This window comes from Streptomyces sp. NPDC096040 (genome assembly GCF_040303265.1).
Classification (GTDB): domain Bacteria; phylum Actinomycetota; class Actinomycetes; order Streptomycetales; family Streptomycetaceae; genus Streptomyces.
Window position 1 is genome coordinate 130322 of record NZ_JBEOTA010000021.1, and the last position, 12453, is coordinate 142774.

The following is a 12453-nucleotide window of genomic DNA, read 5'->3' on the forward strand; positions in this document are numbered from 1 at the left end:
GGTTAGCTGTTCACCCGGCCGAGGTAGTCGCCGGTGCGGGTGTCGACCTTGATCTTCTCACCGGACGTGATGAAGAGCGGCACCTGGATCTCGTAGCCGGTCTCCAGCTTGGCGGGCTTGGTGCCGCCGGTGGAGCGGTCGCCCTGGACGCCCGGCTCGGTCTCGGCGATGGTCAGCTCGACGGCGGCGGGCAGCTCGACGTAGAGCACCTGCCCCTCGTTCTGCGCGACCATGGCCTCGAAGCCCTCGATCAGGAAGTTCGCGACGTCGCCGACGGTCTTGCGGTCGACGTGCAGCTGGTCGTACGTGTCCATGTCCATGAAGACGAAGTAGTCGCCGTCCATGTACGAGAACTGCATGTCGCGCTTGTCGACGTTGGCCGTCTCGACCTTGACGCCGGCGTTGAAGGTCTTGTCGACCACCTTGCCGGACAGCACGTTCTTCAGCTTGGTGCGCACGAAGGCCGGGCCCTTGCCGGGCTTGACGTGCTGGAACTCGACGACGGACCAGAGCTGGCCGCCTTCGAGCTTGAGCACCAGGCCGTTCTTGAGGTCGTTCGTGGAAGCCACGGTTGCGGAATCTCCTGGACTGACGTACGACCCCGGGTCACGCGCTACAGCGCGAGCAGCTCCTTGGTCGTGATGGTGAGTAGCTCGGGTCCGCCGTCCGCCTCAGGGCGTACGACGAGCGTGTCATCGATCCGGACACCGCCCCGGCCCGGGAGGTGGACCCCCGGTTCGACGGTGACCGGCACGCAAGCGTCCAGTTTACCCATGGACGACGGGGCGAGCTGCGGGTCCTCGTCGATTTCGAGTCCGACACCGTGTCCCGTGAGGGGCTGCAACCCCTCGGCATAGCCCGCGGAGTCCAGTACCTGGCGTGCGGCGCGGTCCACGTCGCGGTACGCGGCCCCCGGTACGAGGCCCTCCCGGCCGGCCCGCTGAGCGGCGAAGACGAGGTCGTAGAGCTCGATCTGCCAGTCGGCGGGCGAGGTGCCGATGACGAAGGTACGGCCGATCTCGCAGCGGTAGCCGCGGTAGGTGGCGCCGAGGCAGACGGAGAGGAAGTCGCCCTCCTCGACCCGCCGGTCGGTGGGGCGGTGACCGCGGCGGCCGGAGTTCGGTCCGGTCGCCACGGAGGTGGGGAAGGCCCGGCCGTCGGCGCCGTGGTCGACCAGGCGGCGCTCCAGCTCGAGGGCGAGATGCCGTTCGGTACGGCCGACGAGGATCGACTCCAGCAGCTCGCCGAGGGCCTGGTCGGCGATCTCGGCGCCGATGCGGAGGCAGGAGATCTCCTCCTCGTCCTTCACGATCCTGAGCTGCTCGACGGCACAGCCGAGGTCGGTGAGGCGCAGGCGGGGGGCGACCGAGGCGAGAGCGCGGTGCCGGGTCACGGTGAGGTGGTGCTCCTCGACGGCGAGGGCATCGGCGTCCTGGGCGGCGGCGAGGCCGGCGGCGGCCACGGCGGGGTCGCCGCCGGGTCCTTCGATGAGGTGCTGCCGAAGTGACTCGTCGGGGCGTGCCTCGGTGGGGCGGTCGTCCTGTGGGCCGGGGCTGACGAGGAGGTCCTCGCGTTTGCCGAGCAGCAGGACCGAGCCCGTGGGGGCGGCGCCGGCCAGGTATCTCACGTTGGCGGGGTGTGAGATGAGGGCGGAGGCGCTGCCGCTGGCTTGGCAGCGGTCCCGTAGGCGGGTTCGGCGGGTGGCGTACACCTCTGACATGAGTCGAGCGTAGGAGTCGTGGGCGATTTTTGCCGGTTGAGGAGGGCCGAGTGGGGTGCGTTGTCGGATGCGGACGGGTGGAGGTTGCTCGCCCACGCGGCGGAGCCGCACATCGACAAGGCCTCGCGCCCCTCGGGTTTCTCCGCTGGTCCCCGTTTACCAGCTGGGCGGGCTCGCTATCGCCCGTGCCAGGACCTCGTCCAGCACGCGGGCCGTGCTCGGCACGTCCAGCTGTGAGTTGTCGATGATCGGGAGGCCCGAGCCGTACCAGCCCGCCATGCGGCCGTGGATGCGGGCCACCTCCTCGTCGGTGAGGCGGCGGTTGCCGGTGCGTTCGGCGTTGCGCTCCAGGACGATGTCCAGGCCGGGGAGGAGGACGACCGGGAGGAGGCCGGGGCCGACGTGGCGCTTCCAGCCGCCGAGGCCGACGACCGGGCGGTCGGGGAAGACCGCGTCGTCGAGGATGCACGAGATGCCGTTGGCCAGGAAGTTGCGCGCGGCGAAGCCGCAGGTGCGGCGGGCCAGGCGGTACTGGGCCTCGGAGTTGTCGTTCCAGCCGGACTGGGGGTCGGCGAAGCCGGAGCGGACCCATTCGCGGACGTCGTCGAGGCTGATGTGGGCCGTGGGGACCCGGCGGTGGTCGGCCCAGTACTTGGCCACGCTCGTCTTGCCCGCACCCGCCGGGCCGATGAGGAGGACGGCCAGGGTGGTGGCGGTCGGGTCGGGCGCGGTGGTCGCGGCCGGGGGTGCGGTGGGGATACCCACGGGGGCTCCCGGCGGCAGCGGGACATGGCCCGTGGCGTCGGGGGGCGGCGGGGCCGAGGGCAGCGGGGGAGGCGGCGGAACCGACGGCTGCGGGGGCGCGGCCGGTGGCGGCGGCACGGGCGCGGGGCCCTGCGGCGCTCCCGGATGGTGTGCGGCCGGCGGCCAGCCGGTCGGTCCCTGCCCCGGCTGATGGGGCGGCGGCAGCGGAGATCCCACTGCGTGCTGCATCCGGTGCCACTCCGTCTCGTCATGTTCGGCTGCGCTCGTTACCGAACGGTACCGCCCCCGGTCGTCGTTTGGTGAAACGGCCGGGGGCGGTACGAAGTGCCCGTGCCGCCAGGCGAATCGGGCGGAAGGAACAGCGGCGGACTTACTGCCCGACCTCGCCGTAGGCGGCGAGCAGCACGGCCGGGTCCGGGCCATCCAGGACGGTCGGCTTGGCGAGGCCGTCCAGGACGATGAAGCGCAGCAGGTCGCCACGGGACTTCTTGTCGACCTTCATCGTCTCGACGAGCTTGGGCCACTGGTCGTAGCGGTAGTACAGCGGGAGGCCGACCGACTCCAGGACCGTGCGGTGGCGGTCCGCCGTCGCGTCGTCCAGGCGTCCGGCGAGCCGGCCCAGCTCGGCGGCGAAGTGCATGCCGACGGCGACCGCGGCGCCGTGCCGCCACTTGTAGCGCTCGTTCTTCTCGATGGCGTGGCCGAGCGTGTGGCCGTAGTTGAGGATCTCCCTGAGGCCCGACTCCTTGAGGTCGGAGGAGACGACCTCGGCCTTGACCCGGATGGAGCGCTCGATCAGCTCGGCCGTGTGCGGGCCGGCCGGGGTGCGCGCGGCCTGGGGGTCGGACTCGATGAGCTCCAGGATCGCGGGGTCGGCGATGAAGCCGGCCTTGATGACCTCGGCGAGCCCGGAGACGTAGTCGTTGACGGGCAACGAATCCAGTGCGGCCAGGTCGCACAGCACACCCGCCGGCGGGTGGAAGGCGCCGACCAGGTTCTTGCCCTCGGCGGTGTTGATGCCGGTCTTGCCGCCGACCGCCGCGTCGACCATGGCGAGGACGGTGGTCGGGACGGCGATCCAGCGGACCCCGCGCAGCCAGGTGGCGGCCACGAAACCGGCCAGGTCCGTCGTCGCCCCGCCGCCCACGCCGACGATGACGTCGGAGCGGGTGAACCCGGACTGGCCCAGCGCCTTCCAGCAGTAGGCGGCGACCTCGGCGGTCTTGGCCTCCTCCGCGTTGGGCACCTGGATGGCGACGGCCTCGTAGCCCTGCCCGGCCAGGTCGGCGCGGAGCGCGTCGCCGGTCTCGGCGAGCGCCTCGGGATGGATCACGGCGACACGCTTGGCCTTCTCGCCGACCAGTCCGCCCAGTTCGCCGAGGAGTTGACGGCCGACCAGGACCTCGTACGGCTCGGTGCCCGCCGTGCCGCCGACCTGGATCCGGGTGACTGCCTCGCTCATGCTTCCTTCAACTCCAGTGCGTCCAGGGCTTCTTGGGTGACCTCTTCGGGCGTACGGCCGTCCGTCGCGACGACGGCCGTGGCGACCTCCTCGTACAGGTGCCGCCGCGCCTGCATCAGCTCGCGCCACTGTTTGCGCGGGTTGATGGCGAGCAGCGGCCGGGCCGCGTTCAGACCGGTGCGCTTCACGGCCTCCTCGACGTCCATCGAGAGGTAGACCACCCGCCGCCCGGCGAGCAGCGCACGCGTGTCCGCGTCGAGGATCGCACCGCCGCCGAGCGCGAGGACGCCCTCGTGCTCGGCCAGCGCAACCCCCACCGCCCGCTTCTCGATCTCCCGGAAGACCGGCTCGCCCTCGACCACGAAGATGTCGGCGATGCTGCGGCCCTCGGCGGCGACGATGTCCTCGTCGGTGTCCCGGTAGCCGACGCCGAGCCGCTCGGCGAGCAGCTGCCCGACCGTGGACTTGCCCACCCCCATCGGCCCGACCAGCACCACCATCGGCGCGCTGCTCACCGGATGACCAGGTTCTCGAGGTAGGACCGCACGTTGCGGCGGGTCTCTGGCACCGAGTCACCGCCGAACTTCTCCGCCACCGCATCCGCCAGCACCAGCGCGACCATCGCCTCGGCGACGATCCCCGCGGCCGGCACCGCGGACACGTCGGAGCGCTGGTGGTGGGCCTGGGCGGCCTCGCCGGTGGACACGTCCACGGTCTGCAGGGCGCGCGGCACGGTCGCGATCGGCTTCATCGCGGCCCGCACCCGCAGCAGTTCACCGGTGGACAGCCCGCCCTCGGTGCCCCCGGCACGCCCGGAGACCCGCCGGATGCCCTCGGGCGTGCCCACGATCTCGTCGTGCGCCTGGGAGCCGGGCACCCGGGCCAGTTCGAAGCCGTCGCCGACCTCGACGCCCTTGATCGCCTGGATGCCCATCAGGGCACCGGCGAGGCGGGCGTCCAGCCTGCGGTCCCAGTGGACGTGCGAGCCGAGGCCGACCGGCACGCCGTAGGCCAGCACCTCGACCACACCGCCGAGGGTGTCGCCGTCCTTGTGGGCCTGGTCGACCTCCGCGACCATCGCCTTCGACGCATCCGCGTCCAGGCAGCGCAGCGGGTCGGCGTCCAGCCTCTCGACGTCGGCCGGGGTCGGGTACACACCCTTCGGGGCCTTCACCGCGCACAGCTCGACGACATGGGAGACGATCTCGATGCCGGCCGTCTCCTTCAGGTAGGAGCGGGCGACCGCGCCGAGTGCCACCCGGGCCGCGGTCTCCCGCGCGGAGGCACGCTCCAAAACCGGCCGGGCCTCGTCGAAACCGTACTTCTGCATGCCGGCGAGGTCGGCGTGGCCGGGACGCGGGCGGGTCAGCGGCGCGTTACGGGCCAGCCCCGCGAGGATCCCGGGATCGACCGGGTCGGCCGCCATCACCTGCTCCCACTTGGGCCACTCGGTGTTGCCCACCATGATCGCGACCGGGGAGCCGAGGGTCAGACCGTGCCGGACACCACCGAGGAAGGTGACCTCGTCGCGCTCGAACTTCATCCGCGCACCGCGGCCGTAACCGAGCCGCCGCCGCGCCAGGTGGTCCGCGACCGTCTCGGTCGTGATCGGCACGCCGGCGGGAAGGCCCTCCAGCGTCGCGACAAGTGCGGGACCGTGGGACTCCCCCGCGGTCAGCCAACGCAGCCTGCTCAACGATGCTCCTCAGTGCTCGCGCCCTGGTACTGCCCTGCGTACGCGTGTCCTCGCGTACGGCGACGGCCCGACCGGGTGCGCGGCCCCGGTCCGCCACTCCGATCCTCCCACGTCCGGGCGGTGAACCCGGCCGCCGGTCCAGCAGACGGACGCGGATGTGTGCCGGGTCAGCGCTCGGCGAGCGCCTTCTCCCCGGCGCGGCGCATGGCCTCCAGGGGCGCCGGGGCGCGGCCGGTCATCTGTTCGACCTGGAGCGCGGCCTGATGGACAAGAAGGTCGAGGCCGCTCACGACGGCTCCCCCGAACATGGACCAGCGTGCGGCCAGCGCCGTGGGCCAGGGGTGGTAGAGGACGTCGAAGAGGGTGGTGGGGCGCTCGGGCACGGCGGCGGCGAGGGCGTCGGTGGTACCGGCCGGGGTGGTGGCGATCACCAGCGGGGCGCTCAGCGCCTGCTCGGCGTCGGCCCAGTCGGCGGTGCGGACCTCGACGTCGAGCCGCTCGCCCCAGCGCCGCATCTCGGCGGCGCGCTCCTCGCTGCGGACGTAGGCGACGACCTCGCCGGTGCAGATCCGGGCGAGCGCGGCCAGCGCCGAGGAGGCTGTGGCACCGGCGCCCAGGACGGCGGCGGCATCGACCTGTTCGATGCCGTGCTCGCGCAGCGCGGCGACCATGCCCGGGATGTCGGTGTTGTCCCCGAGCCGCCGGCCGTCATCCGTGAAGACGACCGTGTTGACCGCGTCGACCGAGGCCGCTGTCTCGCTGATCTCGTCGACCAGCGGGATGACCGCCCGCTTCAGCGGCATGGTCAGCGACAGACCCGCCCACTCCGGTCCCAACTGCCCGAGGAAACCGGGCAGCCGGGTCTCGTCGACCTCGAAGCGCTCGTACGACCAGTCGGTGAGCCCGAGTTCGCCGTACGCGGCCCGGTGCAGCACCGGGGAGAGGGAGTGGGCGATGGGCTTACCGAGCACGGCGGCCCGGCGGGCATCAGTTGCCCGAGTTGGCATTGAACTTTTCCTTGAGCTGCTTGAATTCTTCGTAGGTCTTCGCGAATTCGGTGTTGCTCTGGCCGTCGGTCGCCACGAAATAGATCCAGCCTTCGTCGGTCGGATCCAGCGCCGCCTTCAGTGCTTCGTCGCCGGGGTTGCCGATCGGACCGGGCGGAAGACCCTTCTGGGTGTAGGTGTTGTAGGGGTCCCTGTTGCTGTTGATCTCCGACTCGCTGATGTGGATGTTGCTCGTGCCCTTCAGATAGTTGAAGGTCGAGTCGAATTGGAGCAACTGGTTCGTCTCGGTGTTCGTGGGCTGGAGACGGTTGTAGATCACTTCCGCCATCTTGCGGAAGTCGTCGTGTGTCTTTCCTTCGGCCTGGACGAGGCTCGCGACCGTGATGACCTGCAGCGGGTTGTCCAGGTCGTACTTCTTCGCCTGTGCCGCGAGGTCGAAGCCGGCGTATTCCTCCTTGGCCGCGGCGACCATCTGTTTCAGGATCACGTCGGGCTTCATGCCCTTGGCCGCGGGATAGGTACCCGGGAAGAGGAAGCCCTCCAGCGGGTCCATGATCTTGCTGTTGGTGTTCGCGTAACTCGGCAGACCAAGGGTCTTGTATTCGGTCTTGGCGACCTTCTTGGTGGTGCCGGAGGAAAGCCCGAGCTTCTTGTCGAGGGCCGCGTAGACGGCTGCCGCGCGCTCGCCCGGGGTGACCACCACATTGGCCTTGCTCTTCGGGTCGAGCATCAGCTGCACGGCACTCGCGGCGGACATCTCCTTCTTCAGGAGATAGGCGCCTGCCTGAATCGTTTTTCCGTCCGGGTTCTGCGACTGGGCGGCCACGAACGCGTCGACGCTCTTGACCACGCCGGCCTCCTTCAGACGCCGGCCGATGTCGTATCCGACCGCACCCTTCGGGATCTCGACGGTCACCGCGCCGTTGCCGGCACCCGCGTAGTCCGGGGCCGCGCCGAAACGATTTTGGTAGAAGTGCCAGCCGTAGTAGCCGACCGTGGCCGCACCGCCGCCGAAGACCAGGCAGACCACCAGACAGGCACAGCCGTTACGGCGCTTCTTGGCCCCCTTGCCGCCCTTCGCGTCCTTGCCGCGGCCACCACCGCGGCGCCCTTTCGGGTCGTCGTCATCGTCGTCGTCATCGTCGGCGCCCGTGAAGAAGGGGTGCTGCTCCTCTTCCTCTGCGACGGGCTCCTGCTGCGGTTCCGGCTCCGGATCGCGTCGACGCCCGGGCGGCTCCGGCGGCGGGTAGGCGTCCTCGGTGCCGTAGAAATCGGGCTGCTCCCCGCCGTACGCCACCGGCTGCTGGCCGTAGGGGTCGCCCGGGTCGGCGGCGTAGGGCACCTGGCCGTGGGTGCCGGTCGCGTCCCAGCCGCCCTGGTGGTACTGCTGCGGGGCATGTCCGACGTACTGCTGGTCGTACTGCTGCTGACTGTGGCCGTCGGCGTACTGGAGCTGGCCCTGTTCGTCGTAGTAGGCGTACTGCTGCTGGACGAGGTGCTGGTCGTACCCGCCCTGCGGGTGCTGGCCCCAGTCGCCGTGCTGCTGCTGCGACTGCTGCGGATAGTGCTGCGGCTGGCCGCCGTAGGGGGACTGCTGACCCACGTGGGCCTGCTGTCCTCCCCATCCGCCGTCCCCGTACAACGGGTCCTCCGGATGCCACGGTTCGGAGCCTTCGCCCCGGCCATACTCAGTCATCGATCCCCTAGAGCCGCGAGGCGGCGCGTCACGCGGCTGGTGGGCCGGCCGGCGTTCCGCCTCTTGCTGTGCAGTGGCTGTTCGAAAACCATCGCATCGCGCGGAACGTTACCGTATCGCGATCAGATGACCACTTCGACGCCCTCACCGGGCTGATTACCTGACACCCGTTCGGATTCCAACGCCTGCTGGAGGATGATGACCGCGGCCGCCTGGTCGATGACCGAGCGGCCCTTCTTGGACTTCACTCCCGAGGCGCGCAGTCCCTGACTGGCCGTCACGGTCGTCATCCGCTCGTCGACCAGCCGGACCGGCACCGGCTTGATACCCTTGGCCAGCTCCTGGGCGAAGGCCCGGACCTTGACGGCGGCCGGGCCCTCGCCTCCCTTGAGGGAGCGCGGGAGGCCGACAACGACCTCGATCGGTTCGTACTCCTCGACCAGTTGCCGCAGTCGGCGGTGGGCGGCGGGGATGTCCCGGCCGGGGACGGTCTCGACCGGGGTGGCGAGGATCCCGTCGGGGTCGCACGAGGCGACCCCGATCCGGGCGTCCCCGACGTCGATGGCGAGTCGACGTCCTCTGCGCATATTCCTGACCGTTTCTTACTTGGCGGTCTCGGCCACGAGACGCTCCACGGCGTCGATGGCCTCGCCGACGGCGGCCGGGTTCTGGCCGCCGCCCTGGGCGACGTCCGGCTTGCCGCCGCCACCGCCGCCGAGGGTCTTGGCGGCGGTGCGCACCAGGTCACCGGCCTTGAGGCCGCGGTCGCGGGCGGCGTCGTTGGTGGCGATGACCGTGAGCGGCTTGCCGTTGTTGACCGTGAACAGAGCGACCACGGCGGCCCGTCCACCCTGGATGCGGCCGCGCACGTCGAGGACGAGCCTGCGCAGGTCGTCGGGGGTGGTGCCGTCCGGGACCTGCCCGGTCACCACGGCCACACCGCGCACGTCCTTGGCGGACTCGACCAGACCGCCGGCAGCCTGCAGCACCTTCTCCGCGCGGAACTTCTCGATCTCCTTCTCGGCGTCCTTCAGCTTGCCGAGCATGGCGGAGACCTTCTCCGGAAGCTCCTCCGGGCGGCCCTTGATCAGCTCCTGGAGCTGGGCGACGACCGTGTGCTCACGGGCGAGGAAGTTGTAGGCGTCGACGCCGACGAGGGCCTCGATGCGGCGGACACCGGAGCCGATCGACGACTCGCCGAGCAGCTTCACCAGGCCGAGCTGGGCGGTGTTGTGCACATGGGTGCCGCCGCACAGCTCCTTGGAGAAGTCGCCGATGGTCACGACACGCACCCGCTCGCCGTACTTCTCGCCGAACTCGGCGATGGCGCCCTGCTTCTTGGCCTCGTCGATGCCCATGATGTCGGCGCGCACGTCCAGGTCGCGGGCGAGCACCTCGTTGATCTTCTGCTCGACATCGGTCATCACGGCCGTCGGAACGGCGGACGGCGAGCCGAAGTCGAAGCGGAAGCGGCCGGGCTGGTTCTCGGAACCGGCCTGGGCGGCCGTCGGGCCGAGGGCGTCGCGCAGCGCCTGGTGGGTGAGGTGGGTGGCCGAGTGGGCGCGGGCGATGGCCTTGCGGCGACGCGAGTCGATCGAGGCGTGGGCCTTGGCGCCGACGGTGACCTCGCCGACCTGGACGACACCCTTGTGGACGTAGACGCCCGGGACCGGCTTCTGGGTGTCGCGCACCTCGATGACGGCACCCGTGTCCACCTTGATCCGGCCGGTGTCGCCGATCTGGCCGCCGCCCTCGGCGTAGAACGGGGTGCGGTCCAGGACGATCTCGACCTCGTCCCCCTCGGTGGCGGCAGGCGAGGAGGCGCCGTCGACGAGGATGCCGACGATGGTGGTCTCGCCCTCGGTGTCGGAGTAGCCGATGAAGTCGGTCGCGCCGGTCTTGTCGGCGATCTGACGGTAGGCGCCGGCGCCGGCGTGGCCGGTCTTCTTGGCCTGGGCGTCGGCCTTGGCGCGCTCCCGCTGCTCCTTCATCAGGCGGCGAAAGCCCTCCTCGTCCACGGCAAGCCCCTGCTCGGCGGCCATTTCGAGAGTGAGGTCGATCGGGAAGCCCCAGGTGTCGTGGAGCAGGAAGGCCTTGTCGCCGGCGAGGACCGTGCCGCCGGACTCCTTGGTCTCGGTGACGGCGGTGTCGAGGATGTTGGTGCCGGCCTTCAGCGTCTTGAGGAAGGCGTTCTCCTCGGCGACGGCGACCTTCTCGATGCGCTCGCGGTCGGTGACCAGCTCCGGGTACTGCTGGCCCATCATCCGGATGACGGTGTCGATCAGGCCGAGGACGACCGGGCCGGTGGCGCCGAGCAGCCGCATGTTGCGGATGGCACGGCGCATGATGCGGCGCAGGACATAGCCGCGGCCCTCGTTGCCGGGGGTGACACCGTCGCCGATGAGCATCACGGACGTACGCATGTGGTCGGTGACCACGCGCAGCGAGACGTCCGAGTCGTGGGCGTCGCCGTAGGCCACGCCGGTCAGCTCGGTTGCCTTGTTGATGACGGCCATGGAGGTGTCGATCTCGTACATGTTCTGCACGCCCTGCAGAATCATGGCGAGACGCTCCAGACCGAGGCCCGTGTCGATGTTCTTGCTCGGCAGCTCGCCGAGGATCTCGAAGTTGTCCTTGCCGATGCCCTCGCCGCGCTCGTACTGCATGAAGACGAGGTTCCAGATCTCCACGTACCGCTCGTCGTTGACGGCCGGGCCGCCCTCGACGCCGAACTCGGGGCCGCGGTCGTAGTTGATCTCGGAGCAGGGGCCGCAGGGGCCGGGGACGCCCATGGACCAGTAGTTGTCCTTCATGCCGAGGCGCTGGATGCGCTCCTTCGGCACGCCGACGACGTCGTGCCAGATGCGCTCGGCCTCGTCGTCGTCCTTGTAGACGGTGATCCACAGGCGGTCCGCCTCAAGGCCGTAACCACCCTTGTCCTGGGGGCTGGTGAGCAGCTCCCAGGCGTACTTGATGGCGCCTTCCTTGAAGTAGTCGCCGAAGGAGAAGTTGCCGCACATCTGGAAGAAGGTGCCGTGCCGGGTGGTCTTGCCGACCTCTTCGATGTCCGGTGTGCGCACGCACTTCTGCACGCTGGTGGCGCGGTCGAAGGGCGGCTTGACCTCACCCAGGAAGTAGGGCTTGAAGGGCACCATGCCGGCCGGGACGAGGAGCAGAGTCGGGTCGTCCGCGATGAGCGACGCCGAAGGGACGACGGTGTGCCCGCGCTCCTCGAAGAAGCTCAGCCAGCGGCGGCGAATCTCTGCCGACTCCATCAGTGGTCCTCATTCCGGTCGTGCGAGTACGTCGTGTTCTCGATGTACTTCGGGTCGCTGCGGTTGTTCTCGATGGCGGCGAACCGCCGGGGCGCGGGGAGTTCGGGATCCGCGTCGATGCCCAGCGCCTCCCCCAGCTCTTCCTCCCGCTGGGCCATGTTGTCGCGGACGTCGAGCGCGAAACCGATCGCCCGGTCCTTGATCCGGTGGCCGGTCTCCAGCGCCTTGTTCGCGGCGGTGGCGGCGAGGCTCTCGGGGGTCAGCTGCCTGAGCTTGCGGTTGACCTTGGTGGTGGCCCAGACACCGGCGGCGACACCGGTGGTGAACCAGAAGGTACGGCGGAACATCTGCCTGGCTCCTACTTTCCCCGGTTCTTCCGCCGTGCGGCCGGCACGGTCCGGCCCACGATCACGGTACGCCCGGGCTCCCGGGCGGGCACGTCCTCCGCCTTGCGGCCGGCCAGAGCCCGGCGCACGCCGTAGCCGAACGCCGCGACCTTGACCAGCGGGCCGCCGAAGGTGGAGGCGACGGTGGTCGACAGCGCGGAGGCGTTGGAGGTGACCTCCTGGACGTCGGAGGCGATCGCGTCGACCCGGTCGATCTGGGTCTGTGCGGAGCGTACGGCCGCGGAGGCGTCGGCGAGCAGCGGGACGGCCTGGTCGGTCACATCCGCCACGAGCTTGGTGGTCGCCCTGAGCGTCTGGGCCAGCCTCACGAGAGCCACCGCGAGGAAGGAGACCAGGATCGCCCAGAAGACGGCCACCAGGATCCCGGCCACCTCTCCACCGGACACCGCGCGCACCCGCTCCCTGAAACGTGCCTCAACATCGAA

The 12453-nt window shown here is 70.3% G+C and carries 12 protein-coding genes; all 12 read right to left on the bottom strand.

Annotation, left to right across the window (positions count from 1 at the left end; genetic code table 11):
* Positions 1 to 2: 2 nt before the first annotated feature.
* The 12 genes from efp to ABTY98_RS27675 all read right to left on the bottom strand — a co-directional run bounded on the left by efp (position 3) and on the right by ABTY98_RS27675 (position 12423).
* A complete protein-coding gene (gene efp / locus ABTY98_RS27620; protein WP_352223702.1) occupies positions 3 to 569 on the bottom strand; it encodes an elongation factor P in 567 nt (188 codons plus the stop codon).
* Between the two features lie 44 nt (positions 570 to 613).
* Complete coding sequence (locus ABTY98_RS27625; RefSeq protein ID WP_352223703.1) at positions 614 to 1720, bottom strand: M24 family metallopeptidase; 1107 nt, start codon at positions 1718 to 1720, stop codon at positions 614 to 616.
* A gap of 156 nt (positions 1721 to 1876) precedes the next feature.
* On the bottom strand, positions 1877 to 2713 hold the full coding sequence (locus ABTY98_RS27630; protein ID WP_352223704.1) for a Pro-rich N-terminal domain-containing protein: 837 nt from the start codon (positions 2711 to 2713) through the stop codon (positions 1877 to 1879).
* 142 nt (positions 2714 to 2855) lie between these two features.
* Positions 2856 to 3947, bottom strand: coding sequence for a 3-dehydroquinate synthase (aroB, locus tag ABTY98_RS27635; RefSeq protein WP_352223705.1), 1092 nt, complete (start codon positions 3945 to 3947; stop codon positions 2856 to 2858).
* Positions 3944 to 4447, bottom strand: a complete 504-nt coding sequence (locus ABTY98_RS27640; protein WP_352223739.1) for a shikimate kinase — start codon at positions 4445 to 4447, stop codon at positions 3944 to 3946. Before ABTY98_RS27640 ends, aroB begins: the two co-directional genes overlap by 4 nt.
* 11 nt (positions 4448 to 4458) lie before the next feature.
* On the bottom strand, positions 4459 to 5643 hold the full coding sequence (gene aroC / locus ABTY98_RS27645) for a chorismate synthase (protein WP_352223706.1): 1185 nt from the start codon (positions 5641 to 5643) through the stop codon (positions 4459 to 4461).
* 167 nt (positions 5644 to 5810) lie between these two features.
* Positions 5811 to 6650 carry a shikimate dehydrogenase gene (locus ABTY98_RS27650; protein WP_352223707.1) on the bottom strand — a complete coding sequence of 280 codons (840 nt, stop codon included), beginning with the start codon at positions 6648 to 6650 and terminating at the stop codon, positions 5811 to 5813.
* Positions 6631 to 8346 carry an endolytic transglycosylase MltG gene (gene mltG, locus ABTY98_RS27655; protein ID WP_352223708.1) on the bottom strand — a complete coding sequence of 572 codons (1716 nt, stop codon included), beginning with the start codon at positions 8344 to 8346 and terminating at the stop codon, positions 6631 to 6633. Before mltG ends, ABTY98_RS27650 begins: the two co-directional genes overlap by 20 nt.
* A gap of 122 nt (positions 8347 to 8468) precedes the next feature.
* On the bottom strand, positions 8469 to 8933 hold the full coding sequence (ruvX, locus tag ABTY98_RS27660) for a Holliday junction resolvase RuvX (RefSeq protein ID WP_352223709.1): 465 nt from the start codon (positions 8931 to 8933) through the stop codon (positions 8469 to 8471).
* A 15-nt stretch (positions 8934 to 8948) separates the two neighbouring features.
* Positions 8949 to 11621, bottom strand: a complete 2673-nt coding sequence (alaS, locus tag ABTY98_RS27665; RefSeq protein ID WP_352223710.1) for an alanine--tRNA ligase — start codon at positions 11619 to 11621, stop codon at positions 8949 to 8951.
* Complete coding sequence (locus ABTY98_RS27670) at positions 11621 to 11968, bottom strand: hypothetical protein (RefSeq protein ID WP_352223711.1); 348 nt, start codon at positions 11966 to 11968, stop codon at positions 11621 to 11623. Before ABTY98_RS27670 ends, alaS begins: the two co-directional genes overlap by 1 nt.
* Positions 11969 to 11979: 11 nt before the next feature.
* Complete coding sequence (locus tag ABTY98_RS27675) at positions 11980 to 12423, bottom strand: DUF948 domain-containing protein (RefSeq protein WP_352223712.1); 444 nt, start codon at positions 12421 to 12423, stop codon at positions 11980 to 11982.
* Between the last annotated feature and the right edge of the window lie 30 nt (positions 12424 to 12453).

What these genes read in the sequence shown, in the direction of transcription:
- ABTY98_RS27625 (WP_352223703.1), bottom strand. Translation starts at nt 1,720, where the DNA reads ATGTCAGAGGTGTACGCCACCCGCCGAACCCGCCTACGGGACCGCTGC.
- ABTY98_RS27630 (WP_352223704.1), bottom strand. Translation starts at nt 2,713, where the DNA reads ATGCAGCACGCAGTGGGATCTCCGCTGCCGCCGCCCCATCAGCCGGGG.
- aroB (WP_352223705.1), bottom strand. Translation starts at nt 3,947, where the DNA reads ATGAGCGAGGCAGTCACCCGGATCCAGGTCGGCGGCACGGCGGGCACC.
- ABTY98_RS27640 (WP_352223739.1), bottom strand. Translation starts at nt 4,447, where the DNA reads ATGGTGGTGCTGGTCGGGCCGATGGGGGTGGGCAAGTCCACGGTCGGG.
- ABTY98_RS27650 (WP_352223707.1), bottom strand. Translation starts at nt 6,650, where the DNA reads ATGCCAACTCGGGCAACTGATGCCCGCCGGGCCGCCGTGCTCGGTAAG.
- mltG (WP_352223708.1), bottom strand. Translation starts at nt 8,346, where the DNA reads ATGACTGAGTATGGCCGGGGCGAAGGCTCCGAACCGTGGCATCCGGAG.
- ruvX (WP_352223709.1), bottom strand. Translation starts at nt 8,933, where the DNA reads ATGCGCAGAGGACGTCGACTCGCCATCGACGTCGGGGACGCCCGGATC.
- alaS (WP_352223710.1), bottom strand. Translation starts at nt 11,621, where the DNA reads ATGGAGTCGGCAGAGATTCGCCGCCGCTGGCTGAGCTTCTTCGAGGAG.
- ABTY98_RS27670 (WP_352223711.1), bottom strand. Translation starts at nt 11,968, where the DNA reads ATGTTCCGCCGTACCTTCTGGTTCACCACCGGTGTCGCCGCCGGTGTC.